19 protein-coding genes and 1 riboswitch are annotated in these 18,552 nt (G+C 72.3%); of the genes, 9 read left to right on the top strand and 10 right to left on the bottom strand.

Going from position 1 to position 18,552, the window contains the following annotated elements:
* Positions 1 to 28: 28 nt before the first annotated feature.
* Together BG452_RS32175 and BG452_RS32170 are read right to left on the bottom strand one after the other, a co-directional pair.
* On the bottom strand, positions 29 to 1,567 hold the full coding sequence (locus tag BG452_RS32175; RefSeq protein ID WP_188307880.1) for a tetratricopeptide repeat protein: 1,539 nt from the start codon (positions 1,565 to 1,567) through the stop codon (positions 29 to 31).
* Between the two features lie 186 nt (positions 1,568 to 1,753).
* Positions 1,754 to 2,347, bottom strand: a complete 594-nt coding sequence (locus BG452_RS32170) for an ATP-binding protein (RefSeq protein WP_188307879.1) — start codon at positions 2,345 to 2,347, stop codon at positions 1,754 to 1,756.
* Between the two features lie 314 nt (positions 2,348 to 2,661).
* Here BG452_RS32170 and BG452_RS32165 point away from each other — a divergent pair, with 314 nt between their 5' ends.
* Both BG452_RS32165 and BG452_RS32160 read left to right on the top strand, forming a co-directional pair.
* Entirely contained in the window at positions 2,662 to 3,999 is a 1,338-nt protein-coding gene (locus BG452_RS32165) for a helix-turn-helix transcriptional regulator (protein ID WP_317621328.1), read from the top strand.
* A gap of 33 nt (positions 4,000 to 4,032) precedes the next feature.
* A complete protein-coding gene (locus BG452_RS32160) occupies positions 4,033 to 4,932 on the top strand; it encodes a phosphotransferase (RefSeq protein ID WP_188307877.1) in 900 nt (299 codons plus the stop codon).
* Between the two features lie 203 nt (positions 4,933 to 5,135).
* Here the strand turns inward: BG452_RS32160 and BG452_RS32155 are convergent, their stop codons facing one another.
* Positions 5,136 to 5,606, bottom strand: a complete 471-nt coding sequence (locus BG452_RS32155) for an Lrp/AsnC family transcriptional regulator (RefSeq protein ID WP_188307876.1) — start codon at positions 5,604 to 5,606, stop codon at positions 5,136 to 5,138.
* Positions 5,607 to 5,720: 114 nt separating this feature from the next.
* On the opposite strand from BG452_RS32155, the gene BG452_RS32150 reads away from it, so the two are divergent.
* Positions 5,721 to 6,659 (top strand): SMP-30/gluconolactonase/LRE family protein, encoded by a 939-nt coding sequence (locus tag BG452_RS32150; RefSeq protein ID WP_188307875.1) that lies wholly within the window; start codon positions 5,721 to 5,723, stop codon positions 6,657 to 6,659.
* Between the two features lie 24 nt (positions 6,660 to 6,683).
* On the opposite strand, the gene BG452_RS32145 is transcribed toward BG452_RS32150, so the two are convergent.
* Positions 6,684 to 7,559, bottom strand: coding sequence for a universal stress protein (locus BG452_RS32145; protein ID WP_188307874.1), 876 nt, complete (start codon positions 7,557 to 7,559; stop codon positions 6,684 to 6,686).
* A gap of 343 nt (positions 7,560 to 7,902) precedes the next feature.
* Here BG452_RS32145 and BG452_RS32140 point away from each other — a divergent pair, with 343 nt between their 5' ends.
* Positions 7,903 to 8,454: a carboxymuconolactone decarboxylase family protein gene (locus tag BG452_RS32140; RefSeq protein WP_188307873.1), complete on the top strand. Its 552-nt coding sequence runs from the start codon at positions 7,903 to 7,905 to the stop codon at positions 8,452 to 8,454.
* A 57-nt stretch (positions 8,455 to 8,511) separates the two neighbouring features.
* On the opposite strand, the gene BG452_RS32135 is transcribed toward BG452_RS32140, so the two are convergent.
* The gene (locus tag BG452_RS32135; protein WP_188307872.1) at positions 8,512 to 9,183 is read right to left on the bottom strand and encodes a TetR/AcrR family transcriptional regulator; all 672 of its coding nucleotides are present in this window, start codon (positions 9,181 to 9,183) and stop codon (positions 8,512 to 8,514) included.
* Between the two features lie 68 nt (positions 9,184 to 9,251).
* Between BG452_RS32135 and BG452_RS32130 the strand changes: the two genes are divergently transcribed.
* Positions 9,252 to 9,500: a hypothetical protein gene (locus tag BG452_RS32130; RefSeq protein WP_188307871.1), complete on the top strand. Its 249-nt coding sequence runs from the start codon at positions 9,252 to 9,254 to the stop codon at positions 9,498 to 9,500.
* Positions 9,497 to 9,910: a cupin domain-containing protein gene (locus tag BG452_RS32125; RefSeq protein WP_188307870.1), complete on the top strand. Its 414-nt coding sequence runs from the start codon at positions 9,497 to 9,499 to the stop codon at positions 9,908 to 9,910. The genes BG452_RS32130 and BG452_RS32125 overlap by 4 nt, the downstream gene beginning before the upstream one ends.
* Positions 9,911 to 10,089: 179 nt before the next feature.
* Here the strand turns inward: BG452_RS32125 and BG452_RS32120 are convergent, their stop codons facing one another.
* Positions 10,090 to 10,377 carry a hypothetical protein gene (locus BG452_RS32120; protein WP_188307869.1) on the bottom strand — a complete coding sequence of 96 codons (288 nt, stop codon included), beginning with the start codon at positions 10,375 to 10,377 and terminating at the stop codon, positions 10,090 to 10,092.
* 238 nt (positions 10,378 to 10,615) lie between these two features.
* A riboswitch (cobalamin riboswitch) is annotated at positions 10,616 to 10,784 on the top strand.
* Positions 10,785 to 10,962: 178 nt separating this feature from the next.
* Between BG452_RS32120 and metE the strand changes: the two genes are divergently transcribed.
* The gene (metE, locus tag BG452_RS32115) at positions 10,963 to 13,278 is read left to right on the top strand and encodes a 5-methyltetrahydropteroyltriglutamate--homocysteine S-methyltransferase (protein ID WP_188307868.1); all 2,316 of its coding nucleotides are present in this window, start codon (positions 10,963 to 10,965) and stop codon (positions 13,276 to 13,278) included.
* Positions 13,279 to 13,342: 64 nt separating this feature from the next.
* Here metE and BG452_RS32110 read toward each other — a convergent pair whose 3' ends face one another.
* Genes BG452_RS32110 through BG452_RS32100 form a run of 3 tightly spaced genes read right to left on the bottom strand, consistent with a single transcriptional unit; the run spans position 13,343 to position 16,619 of the window.
* A complete protein-coding gene (locus BG452_RS32110; protein ID WP_223243029.1) occupies positions 13,343 to 14,053 on the bottom strand; it encodes a hypothetical protein in 711 nt (236 codons plus the stop codon).
* Between the two features lie 11 nt (positions 14,054 to 14,064).
* Positions 14,065 to 14,424: a hypothetical protein gene (locus BG452_RS32105; RefSeq protein ID WP_317621327.1), complete on the bottom strand. Its 360-nt coding sequence runs from the start codon at positions 14,422 to 14,424 to the stop codon at positions 14,065 to 14,067.
* A complete protein-coding gene (locus tag BG452_RS32100) occupies positions 14,421 to 16,619 on the bottom strand; it encodes a glycoside hydrolase domain-containing protein (RefSeq protein ID WP_188307867.1) in 2,199 nt (732 codons plus the stop codon). The genes BG452_RS32105 and BG452_RS32100 overlap by 4 nt, the downstream gene beginning before the upstream one ends.
* A gap of 341 nt (positions 16,620 to 16,960) precedes the next feature.
* On the opposite strand from BG452_RS32100, the gene BG452_RS32095 reads away from it, so the two are divergent.
* Together BG452_RS32095 and BG452_RS32090 are read left to right on the top strand one after the other, a co-directional pair.
* Complete coding sequence (locus tag BG452_RS32095) at positions 16,961 to 17,581, top strand: TMEM175 family protein (RefSeq protein ID WP_317621326.1); 621 nt, start codon at positions 16,961 to 16,963, stop codon at positions 17,579 to 17,581.
* A gap of 54 nt (positions 17,582 to 17,635) precedes the next feature.
* Positions 17,636 to 17,995: a nuclear transport factor 2 family protein gene (locus tag BG452_RS32090; protein ID WP_188307866.1), complete on the top strand. Its 360-nt coding sequence runs from the start codon at positions 17,636 to 17,638 to the stop codon at positions 17,993 to 17,995.
* Between the two features lie 69 nt (positions 17,996 to 18,064).
* Here BG452_RS32090 and BG452_RS32085 read toward each other — a convergent pair.
* A partial coding sequence (locus tag BG452_RS32085) for an acyl-CoA dehydrogenase (protein WP_317621325.1) occupies positions 18,065 to 18,552 on the bottom strand: 488 nt, incomplete at its 5' end.

The following is an 18,552-nucleotide window of genomic DNA, read 5'->3' as shown; positions in this document are numbered from 1 at the left end:
TACAGGGCCAGACGGCTTTCGTCGGGAGTCACAGGGCGATCCCCAGACGGTCTGCGGCGGCGGCCACGGCCTCCAGATCGGACGGACTACCCGCATACGGTTCGCGGGCGTGGCGCAGCATCTCCCGGGCCATGTTCGTGTTCCCCTGGCCACCCGCACTCTCCGCCGCCCACAGCAGGACCCGCCCCTGCCACGGGCGGGCGTTCTGGACGATGAAGATGTTCAGCGCCCCGGCGAGGAAGGCGACGGCGGGGCCGTGCTCGCCTCGCTCGGCCAGGATCCGGCCCTGCCATGCGAGGGCCCGGCCGGTGTTCAGGCCGTCGCCGGCGGCGTGCAACTCGGCGCGGGCTTCGCGCAGGCAGGCCAGGGCGGTGTCGGCTTCGCCGAGGTCGTACAGTGCGACGGCGAGCGCCACGCGGGTGACCCCGGTGTCGCGCTGGTTCCCCAGCGCGGAGCGCCGGCACAGCGCCTCATTCAGGTAGACCCGTGCGACCTCGGGATCACCGGATGCGTGGGTCGCGACACCAAGGCCGTGCAGGTGCTGCGCCCGGCCGATGTCGTCCTTGTCCTCGATGGCGAGGGCGAGGGCGGCACCGCGGTCCTCGATGGCGCCGCCGTGGTCGCCGGTGGCGCGCCGCACGTTGCAGCGGGCGCCGAACAGGTCGGACAGCAGGAACCGGCTGGCGAGGCTGGGCGCGGACTGCGTAAGACGCTGGGCGGCGGGGACAGCGAGTTCGTAGGTCCACAGCCACCGCGGGTAGTTGCGTTCGCGCAGCAGCCAGGGCCAGAAGGCGTGGGCGAGGTGGGCTGTGATGTCGTCCAGACCGTGGGCGTCGGCGGTCTCCAGGGCGGTGCGCAGGTAGGTTCCGCGGGTGCGGAGCCAGGCGAGGCCCTGCTCGGGGGTGGTGAGGGCGACCCGGTGCGGCGGCGGGTAGCGCAGGTGCGGCTCGGCGTGGCGGCGGAAGGGGTGTGCGGCGCGGGAGGCGGCGGTGGCTTCGGCTTGCAGCCAGTCCAGGGCGCGTCGTCGGACGGTGTCGATCTGCTCGGGGCTGCCCACGTCCCGGCCGAGGGCGGCGGCGTGGCGGCGGCCGTCCGCGACGGCGAACACGTACAGGTCGGGGCCGTCGTCGGCGGGGGTGATGAGTCCGTGCTTCACCAGCGTGGTGAGGTGGCCGTCGGTGGCGGCCGGGTCGAGCGCGCAGGCGGCGCCCGCCATCGCTGCGTCGATCCGGGTGGACGGCAGGGGCAGAGCGCCGAGAGCGCGGAAGACGGCGGCGGTTTCCGGGGACAGGGCCGAGTAGGCCTGGTCGAGGGCGTGGGTCACGATGGCGTCCATGGGTGTTCCGGCCACCGGGGCGGCCATGGGGAGGGTGGTGTGGCTGGCGGCGAGGCGGGCACCGGCCAGGGTGAGGGCCAGCGGCACACCGCGGCACCGGTCGGCCAGGACCGCGAGGTCCCGTCCGTGTCCGGCGCGGCCGGCGGTGACGGCGAGCAGCTGGCGGGCGGCCTCGGATGGCAGTGGGCCGAGGCGGTGGTGGTGGGCGCCGCCCGTGCGCAGCACGGCCATGTTGGCCGCTTGGACCGCGCACCTGTCCGCTGACGCGCAGGCACGCTCGGTCGGGGGCGGCCGGGCGGACCGCCGTCTTCCCGCACTGCGGGACGGGGGAAGACGGCGGGGCGGGCTTGGCGACCCGAGCGTCCCGACTCACGATGGGCGGACCGGTAGCTGATCGCTTCGGCTGAGCCTCACCATTTACGCGGCGGTGCGCTCGCTGCCGCGCCGGGTCGGGCAGCGCAACGAGGCTGCGTGATGCGGGCTGAGCACAGCGACGGCCTCCGGGCAGGACACCGTCGGCATGAGGCTCTCCGGCTGCACTTCCGCGATGGCGGTGGCCTGGCCGAAGTCCTCCAGCAGTTGCACGTCGAGCTCGAACCAGACCGACCAGCCGACGGCCCGTCCCTGCGAGTCGAGATGCTGGTACCACCCGGTGTCGTCCGCGTAGCCCATGGCGACGGTGATCCCTCGGCCTCCGGTCGCGTTCAGGTCCTCGGCGCGACTGCCCATGTCGGGCACCGTCCGGCGGGGGTCGGTGACAGTGATCCGGAGCCGGCTTCGCTGGGTGTGGATTTCCCCCACGACGAGCAGCTCGGTCGTCTCATCGGCGGGTCCGCTGCCGTACTTGATCGCGTTGGTGACGAACTCCGAGCTGCACACGCGCAGCGCGTAGGCCCTACCGTCGTCGAGGGCGACGGTGGCGAGGCTGCTCACTCGGTCGCGGAGCTGGTTTCGGATGACGCCCACCGAGGCGGTCCTCAGCGGGGTCCTGTACTCGAAGACGCGGTGCATGACTGTTCCTCCGGGCTGTACGTGGGGCAGGTGCTCCCGGGCCGTCGGCGGGGGCTTTCGGGCGGTACTCATCGCGTGCCCACTGAGATTCGCCGAGTGACGGCTGCTCGGCAAACCGAAGAAGTTCCTGTTTCTGCTCGAACTCGCTGGTTCCGACCTCGGATTCGGATAAATCAGTAATGAGTTACTGTTTTTGACTCTCGATCAGTAACGTCGGGTGGCTAGGATTCCTGTTGGTGACAGGGAGGTGGGCCGTGGCTCACGGGCCGTCCTGCGCAGCGCGTATCAGGGCTGCTGCCGCAGCGGAGAGTTGGGTGATCGACACCACGGTGTCCGCGATCGTCGAGTGCTGCGAGGTCAGCCGGCTTCGCGCTCACCGCCTCGCTCGGGGGTGGACACGCGAGCGCGCGGTCGCCGAACTGGTCTCCCTGTGTACGGCCTCCGGATTCGACCGTCCGCGTCTGGACGCTGAACAGCTGGGTGTGTGGGAGCGGCGTGTCCGGATGCCCCGGATGCAGACCATCGACCTACTCTGCCGCGTGTACGAGACCGACACGCAGGGGCTGGGTCTTGCCGGCGGCTACCGGACAGACCCTCCCTCCTCCGGGGCGGCGTTCCAGGTACCCGCCGAGATTCGCCTTCCAGCGCCCCGCTCCACGGCAGCTCCTGCCCTGATCGGTGTTGGCGACCCGCTGGACGCGCTGGCGCGCTCCCACCGCCGCGCCATCGAGCGCACGCTGGCCGCCACGACGCTCACCAGCGGTGAGCTGGAATCCCTGGACAGCAAGTTGCTCACCCTGCGGCGCGAGTACGTAAGCGATCCTCCGATGGTGATGCTGGCCAGGCTTCTGGCGACCATGGAGGAAGTCCGTCAGTACTCCGAGGAACGACAGCCCGCGATCGTGCAGGTGCGGCTGTCCGAGATGCTCGCGGTGCTGTCCACACTGACCGCTGACGCCCTGATGAAGCTCGGACGCAAGGAACAGGCCCGGGACTGGTACGGCACCGCGAGGTCGGCCGCCGACGACAGTGGCAACCGCGAGCTGCGGACCCGGGTGCGGGTGCAGGCGGCGATGCTTCCGTTCTACTACGGTCCCCTGGAGGAGGCGGCCGCCCTCACCCACGAGGCCGTATTGCTCAACCGCGGGCGCCCAACTGCCACCGGGGCCTTCGCCTTCGTCGCCGACGCCCGTGTGAGGGCGCACCGGGGCGACGAGGAGGGCGCCCGCGCGGCGATCATGCAGGCCCGTGACCTGTTCGAGCGCAGCCGGCCGACGGTCGAGGGAGACGACGCCTGGGCGTTCCCCTACCGGCGCCTCCAGCTGTACCTGTCGGGCGCCCACACCGCGCTCGGCGACACGGCGCAAGCCGGACGGGCCCAGGATGAGGCGCTGCGCCTCTACCCCGACCACACCGGCATCGACCCGGCGCTGCTGCGCCTGGAGCAGGCGATGTGCCTGGTCAAGCAGCGCAGCGTGTCCGAGGCGTGCCAACTGGCCCGCGACACCTACTTGACGGTGCCTGAGAACCACCGGACCCAGATCCTCGGCGCCCGAGCGGCCGACATCATCAAGATAACGCCGGAGAACGTACGGCCCCGCGCCGCCCGAGAACTCGGCGAACTCCTGGGACTCCCGACCGGTGCGACGTGACAGATCGGTCTGCCGCCCGTCAGCCTGGCAAGTATGAGTGCTCCGGTCCGGATCGGCGGGTTCGCCGAGTCCGAGGTTGTCAACGTCCTCAATGCCGCCTGTGATCACGTCGGGCTCGACCCGGCCGACGCCGTCATGCTGCGCGGTCACACCAACGCCGTCTACCTCCTGCCGGCTGCCGGGGCGGTCGCCAAGGTCGCCAGGGCCGGCACGCCCCTGACCAGTGTGCGCCGCACCGTGCAGCTGGTGCGGTGGCTCACCGCACACGGCTTCCCCACCGTCGAGTTGCTGTCGGTGGAGCAGCCGGTCATCGCCGACGGGCATGCCGTGACGTTCTGGCACTACCTTCCTCAGCCTGGCCACCCCGTCCCGGCGGCGCACCTCGCCAGTCCACTCCGTGCGCTTCACGAGCTTCCGCCTCCTCCCTTCGAAGTGCGCCCCGTCGACATGGTCGGGGCGATCGCGCGTTCGATCGCGGAAACGACCGCGCTCCCGCAGGACGAACTCGCCTTCCTCAAAAGGCGCTTGTCCGAGTTGGAGGACGCCCGACGCCAGATGCGCTACGTCCTGGCCCCCGGGTTGCTGCAAGGCGATCCACAGCACCGCAACGCCCTCCACCACCAGGGGGCGGCTGTGTTGTGCGATTGGGACACCGCCTGCTTCGGGCAGCCCGAGCTCGACCTCGTCACGGTCGAGATCCACTGCCGCCGCTTCGGTTACGGATCAACTCACTACCAGGAGTTCGCCGACCGGTACGGCTTCGACGTGACCTCGTGGGAGGGCTTTCCGATGCTGTCCGGTCTGCGGGAACTGAGGATGATCACGACGAACGCCAAACGAGCATCCGCTGGAAGCCCGACGTTCGAAGAGGTTCGTCGCCGCATTCAGGGCCTACGCTCCGGCCACGACGAGCTCAAATGGAGCATTCTCTAATCCAGTTGTGCCGCAGGTCTGGATGAGCAGTGGCGAAATCCTCTGCCAGCACAACCGGTCGGCGGTCGACCGTCGTGCTGCTCAAGGTCAGCCTGGTGGTCGTGCGGACGGCCGCGGCCCTGCCGCACGCCCCAGTCGTTGCCCGCCGGAGACGCCCGCGCCGGGACCGGTCCGGCTCCTCTCTGGTGCGGTCCCGTCCCGCCTCACCTGGGCCCGGCGGTGGGAGGGGTGGCGGTCGGGGCGAGGGGGCGCTCGAAGAAGGTCTCCAGGACGACGATCGTCGAGGTGCTGGTCACCCCCGGGACGGCGTGGAGCTGCCGCAGCACGTCCTGGAGTTCCTCCGTGCGCGAGGTGCGGACCTTGAGCAGCAGGGAGGCCGGACCGGCGACGATGTGGGCCTCCTCGACGGCGGGGAGTGCCAGCAGCGCCTCCTTGGTGGGCGGGTCGCCCATCCAGGCGTTGGAGTCGACCAGGACGTGGGCCAGCACAGTGAGCCCGAGTGCGGCCGGATCGACCTCGATCGTCGTGCGGCGGATCACGCCGCGTTCGCGCAGCTTGCGCACGCGCTCGTGCGCCGCGCCGGCGGAGAGGCCGACGGCCTGGCCGAGGGCGGCGTAGGACAGCGTGGCGTCCTCCAGGAGCAGGGCGAGCAGGCCGCGGTCGATGTCGTCCATGGGAATCCCTTCATCAGTTCGGCTATTGCGCATGATCAGCATATCTGGTTCTGTACTGGTCGAGTTCAGCAAGATGTCATTCGGTCAAGGCCCTGCTGTCGGAGGTTCACTGCCATGGAACGGCCCTACCCTGTCCCCTACGAGGTCATCGACCCGCGATTCGCCCGCTTCAAGGGCGACATGAGGCTGACGCGGCTCCACGAGGGCTCCCGCTGGGCCGAGGGCCCGGTTTACGTCCCCGCCGGGCGGTACCTGCTCTGGAGCGACATACCCGAGGACCGGATCCTGCGCTGGGACGAGACCACCGGCAGCGTCGGCGTCTTCCGCACCCCCGCCGGCCACCCCAACGGCCATGCCCTGGACGCCGCCGGGCGCCTCGTCAGCTGCGAGCAGGGCGCCCGCAGGATCACCCGCACCGAGCACGACGGCTCCGTCGTCGTGCTCGCCGAGGAGTACCGCGGCAAGCGGTTGAACAGCCCCAACGACCTGGTGATCGCCGACGACGGCGCGATCTGGTTCACCGACCCGACCTACGGGATCGCCACCGACTACGAGGGGGTCCGCGCCGAGAGCGAGCTCGGCGAGCGCAACCTCTACCGGCTCGACCCCGACTCCGGCGGGTGCGAGGTGATGGCGGACGGTTTCACCCAGCCCACGGGCATCGGCTTCGCCCCCGACGGCAGCCGGCTCTACGTCGCTGACTCGGCCGCCAACCACCTGCTCGTCTTCGACGTCAAGGACGACGGTTCGCTCGGCCCGCGGGAGGTCCTCGCCGCCGCGGACGGCGCCCCCGGAGTCCACTTCGACAGCCTCGATCTGGACACGGAGGGCCGGATCTGGCTGTCCGCCGGCGCGGGTGTGCGCTGCTACCACCCGGACGGCACGCTCCTGGGACGCATCCTCACCCCGGAGTCCACCTCCCACGTCACCTTCGGCGGCCCGAAGCGCAACCGCCTCTTCATCACCGCCTCGACCTCGCTCTACGCGATCGCACTGACGGTGACCGGCCGCTCGCGCCCGTACGACTCGGCGTTCGGCCGGGCAGGTGGCTGAGCGTCGGCGCCGGCCCGCCGTTCGTCAGCCGTAGGGGACGACGGCGACCGGGCAGTGGACGTGGTGGATCGCGGCGTGGGCGACCGGGCCGAGGTGGTGGTGGCGCAGCGGCAGGTGGCGCAGGCGGCGACCGAGGACGAGGAGGCGGGCGGTGGCGGCAGCGTCGACGAGTTCGACGGCGGGTTTGCCCCGGACGAGGTCGGCGGTGACCTCGACGTCGGGGTGGCGGGTGCGCAGCGGGTCGAGGGCTTCGGCGAGGCCGTTCCACTCGACGCTGGAGAGCTCGCCCTCCAGCCCGCCGATGGCGCCGTAGGCCATGTACTCGCTGCCGGCCGGCGGGGACCAGACGTGGATCACCCGCAGGGGCGCCGAGCGCAGTGCGGCGGCGCGGAAGGCGAAGGCCAGCACCTCCTCGGCCGGGTGGGACAGCTCGACGCCGACGGTGACGGGGCCGTCCGGTTCGTCGTGCTGGGCACGGACCAGCACCACCGGGCAGGCCGAGCGGCGCAGCACCTCCTGGCTGACCGAGCCGACCAGGAAGCCGCGCAGGGTGCCCAGCCCGCGCGAGCCGAGCACCAGCACGGTGGCGCGGTGCGAGGCGGCCTCCAGGGCCTCGACCGGGTCGGCGGACACCGCGCTGGAGGAGACCGCCAGCCCCGGGGACAGGGCGGTCAGCGCGGACTCGCGGTCGGCGAGGTGGGCCAGGGCGCGGTGGTAGGTCTGGTCGCTGCCGACCACGTCCCGCTTGGGCCAGGGCCAGGCCTCCACGACTTCGAGCGGGAGGCCGCGGCGCTGCGCCTCGTGGGCGGCCCATTCGGTGGCGGTCAGGCTCTCGGGCGAGCCGTCGAAGCCGACGATGACGGGCCCGCTGGAGCCCGCGGTCGGGGCGGGATCGGTCACGGCGCGCTCCTCAGGTTCCGCGGCGCGGCGAGGGCCGTAGCCGGCCGCCGGGGCCGCCTCGGGTTGCGACCCCCAGTATCGGCGGTGGCGGCCACGAGCACCTCTCGGGGGCGGCCGGGGCCCGTCCACCCGGTCGCGCGGCGGCGGCGGACACCAGGCCGGTGGCCCGGTGGCCCGGCGGCCCGGCGGCATGGTGCTGGAGGCGCGGCTCCTCCCGGGCGCGGTGCGGACGGTCACGGCCGGATCGCACCGACGGACGAAAAAACGTCGCCGGGCCGTCACACTCGTGCGCCGGGATCCGTCGGGTCAGTGAGAGCACCGATCATCCGAGAGGAACACCACGATGACCACCGACTCGACCGCCGCCCGCTCGACCGCCGCCCGCTCGACCGCCACCCGCTCGATCACCGCCGAGATCCCGCTGCGCCCCCGGATGGCCGGCGACCCGGCGCAGCTCGTCCCCGAACTCGCCGACGTGTCGGCCGCGTTGTTCCGGGCCGTCGGCAACCGCTCGATCCCGCGCGGCCTGGTCAGCCTGGTCCAGCTGCGGGCCGGGCAGATCGTCGGCAGCACCTACCTGACCGTCCTGCACACCGGATTCCTGCGCAAGGCCGGTGAGTCGGAGGAGCGGATCGCCTCGGTGGCCACCTGGCAGGACTCCCCGTACCTGACCGCTCCTGAGCGGGCGGCGCTCGCCCTGGTCGAGGCCGTGCTGCAGCCGAACCCGCACGGTGAGCGGGTGTCGGACGAGCTGTACGCCGAGGCGGCCGCGCACTTCGACGAGAAGGCGCTGGCCACCCTGATGTTCGCGATCGGGCAGGTCAACTTCTTCGTGCCGGTCGCGCTGATCGCCAAGCCCGTTCCCGGGCGGGCGTTCACCGACCCGTGGGCCTGAGCGACTCCTTTCGAACCGGCCCGCCGAGCCTCGCGCCCGGCGGGCCGGTTCGGCGTTTCAGCTCGCCCCGAGCAGGCCGCTGACCAGGGCGCGCAGCCCGTCCCGGTAGGTGTCCTGGGCGGTCAGCGGCTCCCAGTGGCCGGCGACCTGGGCCAGCCGCGGGTACGCGTCCGGGTCGAGGCCGGCGAAGACCTGCTCCCGGTAGGTGGGGCGGTCGTCGGCGGTGCGGCGCCGGGTGGCGGTGGCGCGGACCACGATCTCGCCGGCGGTGTAGTACCAGATCGCGCGGTAGCCCTGGGCGGCGCGTTCCGGGGTCAGGCCGCAGTGGACCAGTCCGTCGACGATCTGCTCGACGAACCAGAGGGCGTGGGTGGAGAACAGGTCGTCGGCGGCCAGCACGTCGACGATCCAGGGGCAGGCGGCGAGCGCGTCGTGGATCGCGGTGGCCGCGGCGAGGACGCGTTCGCGCGGGTCGGCGGGCAGTTCGACGGGATGGAGTGTGCGGGCGGCGTAGTCGTCCAGCAGCAGGACGAGCAGCTCCTCCTTGTCGCGGACGTGGTGGTAGAGCGCCATCGGGGTGCTGCCGACGGCGGTGGCCAGGCGGCGCATGGTCAGGCGCTCGACGCCCTCCTCGTCGACGATCCGGCGGGCCGTGTCGACGACCTCCTCCCGGGAGATGCGGGGAGGGCGGCCGGTGGCCTTGCGGGGGGCGGGGGAGGGCTGCTGCATGCGCCCATCATGCCCGGCTGATCTCGTGCGGCTCGACAGCGGTGTGCTTCCGGGAGTACTTTCTTTACATGTACAGAAACCTTGGCGGCCGCGTGGGCCCGGCCGCCCTGGCCACCCTCGCCGCCCACCGCACCGGTACGGCCACCGACCCGGCCGCCCTCGACGGCGGGTACGCCCTCGGCCCGGCCGTCGGCGCCGTCCGGTTCGCGCCGGCGGCCGTCGGCGCCGTCGCCGTCCTGCCCCGGCGCCGGCCCGGAACGCCGGAGGGCCGCCCGCTCGCCGCCGTAGAACCCCAACTGGAAGGAACGTCCTCATGACCACCACCCCGATCGCCGTCGTCGACCTGTTCGCCTCGGCGCTGCACTTCCGCCCCGACGGCGAACTCCGCGCCACCGAACGGCGGATGGCCGGCGGCGGCTCCGGCACCGAGGGCGCATGGCAGGTCGCGACCTTCCACGTGGAGACCGACGCCGACGTCCACGCAGACCACTGGGAGATGCACCCGGCGGCGGAGGAGGCGGTGTGCTGCCTGGCCGGCGGCGTCCGGGTCTACCTCCGCCCGGTCGAGCCCGGCGCTGCCGAGGAACTGGTGCGGCTGGCGCCCGGCAGCGCCGTGGTCGTCCCGCGCGGCCGCTGGCACCGGCTCGAACTCGACGCCCCCAGCGACCTGATGTCGATCACCCTGCGCAGCGGGACCCGGCTGGAACGGCGCGGCGCCGAGCACTGACCCGGGTCGCGGACGGGAAGCCCGGTGGGCGTGGGGGCGGGAACTCTCGGGCCCGCGCACGAGACTTCGGCGCCCCCGGGCCAAGGTACGCCCCCGCCCCCGGGTGCGTATCTTGGCCCGGGGGGCTTTGCGGCCGTGGTGGACCGGCGCCTTCGGGTGCGCGGTCCGGCGGGGCCGTATCAGGGCCAGGCGGCCGCCGTCCGTAGCCCGAGGGCGACCAGGACCGTCCCGGCACGTCGACCCAGTGCGGTGCGCAGGGTGGCCGATCCGAGGGCTGCCGTCGCGGCGCCGATCACCATGGTCCAGGCCGTCAGCCAGGCGGCGACCGGCAGCGCCTGTGCGGTGGCGAGGAGCAGTACGTGCGGGAGTACGGGCTGGTGGGGGGTGAGGAACCGGGGTGCCGGCGTCAGGAAGACGGACGCGGCCGTCGACGGCTGGATCGACTCCCCGGACCACCTGGGGATCATGATCGGTGACTACAACGAGGTCGGCCTGGCAGGTACGGGCACGGCCTCCTGGAACGCCGACTTCAGCACCCGCTGACGTCCACCCGGGGCCGCTCCACTTCCCCGGAGCGGCCCCGGCCGGCGCCTGACGACGTCTCACCATGCGGACGATTGCGTGATTCTCCGGCCGGAAACCGGCGCACTGCCCCTAGGCTGGCCGGTGCAGCTGGTTCGCCCCGTCCGCCAGGCGGGGTGTCGCAAGAGGGAATCCGGTGACGCCTTTCAACTGGCCAGTCCGGGACTGCCCCGCAGCGGTGAGTGGGAACGACCGCCGTCATACGCACTGGGCCCGGGACGGGTCTGGGAAGCGACGGCCAGTAGGTGCCTGTCCTCGATGGGGACGGGCGGGCCCGCGAGTCCGAAGACCTGCCACTGCCCGTGCGCGACCGTTCGCGCGCGGCCATCCGGTGACCTCGAGGGCGGGTCGGCGACCACACCAGGCGGAGTCGTACCCGGGTACGGGTGTCCCGTCCGGTCTCGTCATCCCTTCGCGTTCTCGTCCCGTCGCCGGGCACTTGAGGATCCAGGCTCGCGAAGGAGAGTCCCTTGACCACGAAGTCCGCAGCCGCGGCGACCCTCGCCACCGCGTACGGCTACCCCCGCCAGGGCCGGGGCCGGGAACTGAAGAAGGCGATCGAGGGCTACTGGAAGGGCACCGTCACCGCCGAGGCGCTGCTCGCCACCGCCACCGAACTGCGCCGGGAGAACTGGCGGCAGCTGGCCGAGGCGGGCGTCCAGGAGGTGCCGGCCGGCGACTTCTCGTTCTACGACCACGTGTTGGACACCAGCGTCGCCGTCGGCGCGATCCCCGCCCGGCACCGGGCCGCCGTCGACGCCGACGCGCTGGACGGCTACTTCGCCATGGCGCGCGGCACCCAGGACGTCGCGCCACTGGAGATGACCAAGTGGTTCGACACCAACTACCACTACCTGGTGCCGGAGTTGGGGCCGGACACGGTCTTCGCCGCCGACCCGGCCAAGGCCGTCGGCGAGCTGCGCGAGGCGCTCGCGCTCGGCCACGCCGCCCGCCCGGTGCTGGTCGGACCGGTGACGTACCTGCTGCTCGCCAAGCCCGCGCCGGGCGTGGCGGAGGACTTCCAGCCGATCACCCTGCTGGACCGGCTGCTGCCCGTCTACGCGCGGCTGATCGCGGAGTTGAAGGCCGCCGGCGCCGAGTGGGTGCAACTGGACGAGCCCGCGCTGGTCCAGGACCGCACCCCGGCCGAGTTGGGCGCCGCCGCCCGCGCCTACCGCGAGCTGGGCGCGCTGACCGAGCGGCCCAAGCTGCTGGTGGCGAGCTACTTCGACCGGCTCGGCGATGCCCTGCCCGTGCTGGCCAAGGCCCCGGTCGACGGCCTGGCGCTGGACTTCACCGGCCCCGCCGCCGCCAACCTGGACGACCTCGCCGCCGTCGGCGGACTGCCCGGTAAGCGCCTGGTCGCCGGGGTGATCGACGGCCGCAACGTCTGGATCAACGACCTGGGCGCGTCGCTGGCCACCCTGGCCACCCTGCTCGGGCTCGCCGACCGAGTCGACGTCGCGCCGTCCTGCTCCCTGCTGCACGTGCCCATCGACGCCGCCGCCGAACGCGACGTCGACCCGCAGATCCTGCGCTGGCTCGCCTTCGCCCAGCAGAAGGCCCGGGAAGCCGCCCTGCTGGCCCGCGGCCTGCGCGCGGGCACCGGCGCGATCACCGCCGAACTCGCCGCCAACCGCGCCGACCTGGCCTCCCGCGCCAATTCGCCGATCACCCGCGACCCGGCCGTCCGGGCCCGGTCCGAGGCCGTCACCCCGGACGACACCCGGCGCGCCCAGGCCTACCCCGAGCGCGTCGGGGCCCAGCGGGCCCGGCTCGGGCTGCCCCCGCTGCCGACCACCACCATCGGCTCCTTCCCACAGACCACCGAACTGCGCGTCGCCCGGGCCGACTTGACCGCCGGGCGGATCGACGCGTCCGCCTACCGGGAGCGGATGGAGGCCGAGGTCCGCGAGGTCATCGCGTACCAGGAGAAGACCGGCCTGGACGTCCTGGTGCACGGCGAGCCCGAACGCAACGACATGGTCCAGTACTTCGCCGAGCAGCTCACCGGCTACCTCGCCACCCGGCACGGCTGGGTGCAGTCCTACGGCACCCGCTACGTGCGCCCGCCGGTCCTCGCCGGGGACCTCTCCCGCCCGCGCCCGATGACCGTTGACTGGTTCCGCTACGCCCAGGACCTGACGGACCGCCCGGTCAAGGGCATGCTGACCGGGCCGGTCACCATGCTCGCCTGGTCCTTCGTCCGCGACGACCAGCCCCTGGCCGAGACCGCCCGGCAGGTGGCGCTGGCCCTGCGCGACGAGGTCGCCGACCTGGAGGCGGCCGGCGCCGCCGTCGTCCAGGTCGACGAGCCGGCCCTGCGCGAGACCCTGCCGCTGCGGGCCGCCGCCCGCCCGGCCTACCTGGACTGGGCCACCGAGGCCTTCCGGCTGGCGACCTCCGGGGTCCGGGCCGACACCCAGATCCACACCCACATGTGCTATGCCGAGTTCGGCGCGATCATGACCGCGATCGACGAACTCGACGCGGACGTCATCTCCTTGGAGGCGACCCGCTCCCACATGGAGGTCGCCGGCGAACTGGCCCGGGCCGGGTACCCGCGCGAGGTCGGCCCCGGGGTGTGGGACATCCACTCGCCGCGGGTGCCGAGCACCGAGGAGGCCGTCGAGCTGCTGCGGGCCGGCCTCGCGGCGATCCCGGCCGAGCGGCTCTGGGTCAACCCCGACTGCGGCCTGAAGACCCGCGGCTGGCCCGAGACCCGCGCCTCGCTGGACAGCCTGGTCGGCGCCGCCCGCCGCCTGCGGGAGGAGCTCGCGGGCTGACCGGGCCGGTACGGAGTCGGAAAGGGCGGGTGCGGCCCGGGTGCCGCATCCGCCCCGACGACGGTCAGGACGCGCGCTGGGCGCGGGCCAGGCCGTCCGCCTCGGCGCGGCGGTCCGGGGACAGCACGTCCACCGGGGTGCCCGCGCCCTCACCGGGGCGGGCACCCCAGCCGCGGAGCCGGTCGGCGAGCCGGTTCACCCGGCGGTCCTCCGGGCCGAGCGCGAGGTAGAACAGCGACTCGTCCACCTCGTCGTCGTCGCCGCCCCAGCGCACGACGCCCTGGCACTCGGCGAGGACGTCCCGCAGCACCACTTCCTGGTACGGGAAGAGCCCGCCCTTCGCCGAGGCGCCGGGGCGGATCCGCACGGCCGTGCCGGAGGCGAGGTTCGACTCCGGCAGTGCCGCGCGCAGGCTGCCGATCTCCTGCCAGCCGAGCAGGTCACCGCTCGGGAGTTCCTCGACCTCGTAGTGGAAGCGCCGGATCAGGTGGACGAGGATCTCCTCCACGTCGCCGATGCGGACGTCCACCGACAGCCCGGTACCGGCCACCTGGCGGGTCCAGACGGTGGAGACGTGGTTCGTCTCCTTCTCGATCGTCCAGCCGTTGGCGCTGGTCGGGAGCTTGCGCTCCGGGAGTCCGGTCGCCTTCGGGGAGGCGCTCGGAGCCGCCGAGGCGACGCCCGGGAGCAGCGCGGTCACGGCCACGGCGGTGCCGATGACGGTGGCGCTCCTGACCGCGGTCCGCCGGGTGATTCCGGTCTGCACGTCTTCCATCTCTTCTTCTCCTACAGGACGATGATCAGCACGAACGTGGGCACCAGGGTCAGCAGGACGCTGGTCGGCCAGTACACCGCGCGGCGGCCGTGCGGGGCGGTGCGGCGCCGTACGGCCCGGTTGGCGAGGCACCAGAGGATCGTGGCGCCGAGCACCAGGGGGCCGGGCAGCATCAGCCAGGGCACGATGCCGTCGTTCTCCGTCGGCTCACGGCTGGTCCAACCGAGCGCGGCGAGCGGCCAGTTGGTGGCGAAGTGGTAGAGCAGCCAGACCGGGACGACGCCGGGCACCCCCAGCAGGAGGTTCAGGGCGGCGGCCGTGGGCGAGTAGCTCCGGGTCCGCGAGGCTTCCGGGTCCGCGCGGGTGCTCACTTGGTGCGGGACAGCAGGTTGTAGCCCTCCAGCACGTTGTACAGGCCGATCAGCTCGCGGCCGTACTGCTGGGCGTCCTCGCCGAGGCCGTTGTACCGGGCCAGCAGGGCCTGGGTGTCGGCCGGGCTGGTGGTCAGCCCCGGGCGGGCGATCTTGAGCTGGTGGGAGTTGTAGACCGTCAGGTAGGCGACCGACCGGATGTTGTAGGCCGGGTCCTGGAGCTTGTCCCAGACCTCCCGCAGGTTGGGTTCGGCCAGCGGGGAGCCGTTGATCAGGCCCTCCTTGAGGCAGTAGTTGCGGGCGGCGATGGCGACCCGGGCGAAGATCTGGCCCCAGCCGGTGCTGCAGTCCTCCAGGATGCCGTTGCGGACGGCGGCGTCGGCGGCCGGGTCGAGCGGGTTGAGCTTGCGCAGCTCCCACAGGACGGGGGCCTGGATCAGGGCCTTGCGCAGCTTCAACTCCCGGGCCAGCGCGGTGAACAGCCAGTCCGCACTGAGTACCAGGTCGAAGGCCTTGGTGGTGGAGATCCCGCCGATGGTGACCCAGTCGTCGTCGGTCCAGCCGGAGCCGCCGGTCTCCGGGACGCCGATCGAGGTGAGGTAGTTCTGCACGTCGCGGAGCATCGGGTCGCGGTAGGCGGCCTTGTCCAGGTCCACGTCGAGCCCGGCGACGGTGGGGGAGCCGGGGTCGAAGTCGCCCTGGCCGGTGTCCCGTCCGGAGGCGATGTCGTTGTCGATCTCGATGGCGCCCGCGCCCGAGCCGACGGTGATGGTGGCGATCTGGTCGAACGCCCAGTTGCTCGGCATCGGGTAGCCGAGGTTGCCGGAGAAGCCGCTGGACATGTCGGAGACGAAGCTGGTCTCCGCGAAGCCGGCGTCGGCGACCCGCTGGCAGACGTTGCGCGGCCCGTAGATGCCCACCCGGTAGGGGGAGTTCTCGCTGATCGTGTGGTGGATGCCCCGGAAGTGCGGGATGACGAACTCGGTCACCTCGCCGTCCATGGCGTCGTAGTCGACCGCGAAGTAGATGGTGGTGCCGGGCTTGAAGCCGTGGAAGCGCGCCCACTCGACCGCCCGGAAGGCGTCGCTGTTGCCCTGGGGGTAGCTGAAGTAGCTCGCCGACCGGCTCCAGGTCTGGTAGATCGGGAAGCAGCGCAGGCCGTACTGCTTGATGGTGGCCAGCTCGCCCGGCTGGATCTGCTTCTCCGGCAGGCTGGTGGTCGAGGCATTGGAGAGGTAGCGGCCGATGTACTGGTAGCCGGCGTCCTTGAGTGCCTGGGCGCGGGCCGGAGTGATCTTGGTGACGCCGTCGCAGGCGGAGCCCCGGCGGCTCTGATCGCCGTAGGAGACCAGCAGCGAGGCCCAGGTCTGGAAGTCGCCCGTGCCGGTGACCGGCAGCTTCACGAAGGACTGGAACGCCTCGACGCCGCTCTTCACCGAGGCGGTGAAGTCGCCGAGGGGGACGTCCCGCTTGTTGAGGATCATCGCCGCCGTGAACAGCGTCGACCAGGTGCCGGTGGCGCCGAGCGAGACCGTGTGGGCCTTCAGCCCCGCCTGGGTGCCGGGCCCGAAGGCGCCGTTCGCGGTGCCGTCGGCCATGCCCAGCTCGTACTGGATCGCGAGCAGCATGGACCTCGCGACGTCCCGCGAGTGGTGCCCGTCGCAGGGGATGACGAAGAAGTCCTTGCGGTTGACGTAGCGGCCGTTCAGCCACCGCTGGATGGCCCGGACGCCGTCCGTCCCGCCGTTGACGGTGACGTACGCGTCCATGGTGAGCAGACCCTTGACCACCTTCGGTTCGAGGGAACTGCCCGGGAACACCGAGTCCAGGCCCATGTGGGTCTTGAGCCTGGCGACGGCCGCCTTCACCCGGTCGTTGTACTGGCCGTTGATCTCGCCGCCGTCGTAGCCCTTGCAGTAGAGGGCGGACTGGAGGATCCGGCAGAGGTTCGCGGACGGGACGGTCGACTCGTCCAGCTTCGGGTACTTGGCCTGGAGCGTCGAGAGGGTGGTCGGGCCGAAGGAGTTCGAGAGGGAGGTGATGCCCATCTCGTACTGGAGCGCGCGGGTCAGCGCGTACATCGTCGGCCAGCCGGTCCGACCGTCCTCCTCCAGCTTCGATATGCCGAGCGTGGCGCCGCTGTTGTAGGTCGTGTTGATGAACTTCTGCGCCAGACGAACCATCTCGTCAGCCATGGACCGTTCCTGCTTTCCGGTGGGGCGCCGTCACCTCTCGGCGGCGGCACGGGCGGTCGTCGCCGGGTGGCCGGGCGTGAGAAGTGCGGCATCCGCCACCGTGACAAGTGCGGTGGAACGGGATGGCGGTGGTGCCCCCTGATGACGGCCGCGGTCTCCCGCCGCGGCCAGGTCACTTTACCAGGGCTTTTTCTTTGCTTGACCTTCTATTGGTCCTGGACTCGTGATGACAGTGCCGCCCGCCGCCCGCCGGGTGGTCCGGATCGGCGGGCGGTCCGGATCGGCGGGCGGCTGCGGCGTTGCGCGGCGGGGTGGCGCCGCCCGGCTGGGATGCTCTGCCGGTGGAGACAACGGACACGGGCCGGATCGAGGCGTTCAGCGACGGGGTGTTCGCCATCGCGATCACCCTGCTGGTGCTGGAGATCAGGATTCCGCAGGCGCACGGCGCGACGGAGCTGTGGCGGGCGCTCGGCGCCCAGTGGCCGTCCTACTTCGCGTACGTGGTGAGCTTCCTGGTGATCGGCGTGGTGTGGGTGAACCACCACACCCTGTTCGCCCACCTCGCCCGGGTCGACCGCACCCTGATGTTCCTCAACCTGCTTCTGCTGATGCTGATCTCGGTGCTGCCCTTCCCGACCGCCGTGGTCGCCCAGAACCTGCGCAACGGCTCGGCGGCCAACGTCGCCGCCGCCGTGTACGGCGGGGTGATGGTCGGCCAGGCCGTGCTGTTCAGCGTGTTCTGGAACTACGCCACCCGCACCGGCCGCTGCTTCGACGAGCGGGTGGACGTGCCGGCGGCGCGGGCCGCCCGGTGGCGGTTCGAGGTCGGCCTGGTGGTCTACCCGCTGACCGTCGCCCTGGCGTTCCTGTCCGCCCCGGCCGCGCTCGCCGTGCACGGGCTGCTGGCGCTCTACTACGGCTTCAACCAGGTACGGGTGCCGCTGCTGGACCCGGCGAGCTGACCGGATCGTGGAACGGCGGGCGGGGGAGGGCCGGTTGTCGTAGCGTCCTGGGCCATGGACCACGACTTCGCCACCCGCTTCGCCCAGGACTGGGCCGCCGCCTGGAACTCCCACGACCTGGAGCGCATCCTCGCCCACTACACCGAGGACGTCGTCTTCGCCTCGCCCCGGATCGTCGAGCTGATCGGCGACCCGGCCGGTGAGGTGCGCGGCAAGGAGGCCCTGCGGGTCTACTGGTCGAAGGGCCTGCGGCACCTGCCCGACCTGCGCTTCACCGTCGAGTCCGTGCTGGCCTCCGTCGACACCCTCGTCATCAACTACCGCAACGAGCGCGGCCGGGCCGTCGCGGAGGTGCTCACCTTCCGCGACGGCCTGGTCTGCCGGGGCTTCGGCGCGTACGGGCCCGAGGTGTAGGGGCGGTCGGTCGACGACACGGCGGGAGGCCCGGGGCGGTCCTCGCGGGCGCTCGGCTCTCCCGGGCCTTCAGGCGTTTCGGATCTCCGAGGCCGCCCAGGGCTCCGGGACGGTCGGGTCGAAGGCCTCCTGGTAGTTCGGCCCGGCGATGGGCCGGCGGGCGTAGAAGGCCTCGGGCAGGTCGAAGGCGTCCACCAGGGTGAGAGGGTGCTCCGCCAGCCGTGCGACGGATCGTTCCTGCAGGTCGGGCAGGTCCGCTGCCAGGTCGGGAGCGATGTCCCCGGCGGCGAGCAGCAGTGTGCCGTACGCGTCGATGCGGCTCAGGGTGAACAGCCGGTGCAGGTCGTGCAGGAGGGCGCGGGCGGTGTCGTCCCGGGCGGCCTCGGCCCAGGCCAGCAGGGCGGCACCCGCGTCGTGTTCGGCGCGGGCGGTGACGGCGGCCAGGGCATCGGGGGCGGCCGCGTTCCACCTCCGCAGGCCGTCTCCGGCGGGGGCCTCGCGCAGCCGGGTCCGGGCGCGGGCCAGCCGCAGTCGCGCGGCCGCCCGCAGCAGTGCCT

The sequence above is a fragment of the Streptomyces sp. CBMA123 genome (assembly GCF_014596465.1).
In the GTDB taxonomy this organism is placed as follows: Bacteria; Actinomycetota; Actinomycetes; order Streptomycetales; family Streptomycetaceae; genus Kitasatospora.
This window is presented reverse-complemented; position numbering and strand designations above follow the sequence as displayed.

Coding starts and splice junctions, on each gene's coding strand:
- BG452_RS32100 (WP_188307867.1), bottom strand. CDS start 16,619: ATGGCTGACGAGATGGTTCGTCTGGCGCAGAAGTTCATCAACACGACC.
- BG452_RS32125 (WP_188307870.1), top strand. CDS start 9,497: ATGACCACCACCCCGATCGCCGTCGTCGACCTGTTCGCCTCGGCGCTG.
- BG452_RS32160 (WP_188307877.1), top strand. CDS start 4,033: ATGAGTGCTCCGGTCCGGATCGGCGGGTTCGCCGAGTCCGAGGTTGTC.
- BG452_RS32135 (WP_188307872.1), bottom strand. CDS start 9,183: ATGCAGCAGCCCTCCCCCGCCCCCCGCAAGGCCACCGGCCGCCCTCCC.
- BG452_RS32150 (WP_188307875.1), top strand. CDS start 5,721: ATGGAACGGCCCTACCCTGTCCCCTACGAGGTCATCGACCCGCGATTC.
- BG452_RS32170 (WP_188307879.1), bottom strand. CDS start 2,347: ATGCACCGCGTCTTCGAGTACAGGACCCCGCTGAGGACCGCCTCGGTG.
- BG452_RS32120 (WP_188307869.1), bottom strand. CDS start 10,377: ATGATCCCCAGGTGGTCCGGGGAGTCGATCCAGCCGTCGACGGCCGCG.
- BG452_RS32155 (WP_188307876.1), bottom strand. CDS start 5,606: ATGGACGACATCGACCGCGGCCTGCTCGCCCTGCTCCTGGAGGACGCC.
- BG452_RS32110 (WP_223243029.1), bottom strand. CDS start 14,053: ATGGAAGACGTGCAGACCGGAATCACCCGGCGGACCGCGGTCAGGAGC.
- BG452_RS32090 (WP_188307866.1), top strand. CDS start 17,636: ATGGACCACGACTTCGCCACCCGCTTCGCCCAGGACTGGGCCGCCGCC.
- BG452_RS32175 (WP_188307880.1), bottom strand. CDS start 1,567: ATGGCCGTGCTGCGCACGGGCGGCGCCCACCACCACCGCCTCGGCCCA.
- BG452_RS32130 (WP_188307871.1), top strand. CDS start 9,252: ATGTACAGAAACCTTGGCGGCCGCGTGGGCCCGGCCGCCCTGGCCACC.
- BG452_RS32140 (WP_188307873.1), top strand. CDS start 7,903: ATGACCACCGACTCGACCGCCGCCCGCTCGACCGCCGCCCGCTCGACC.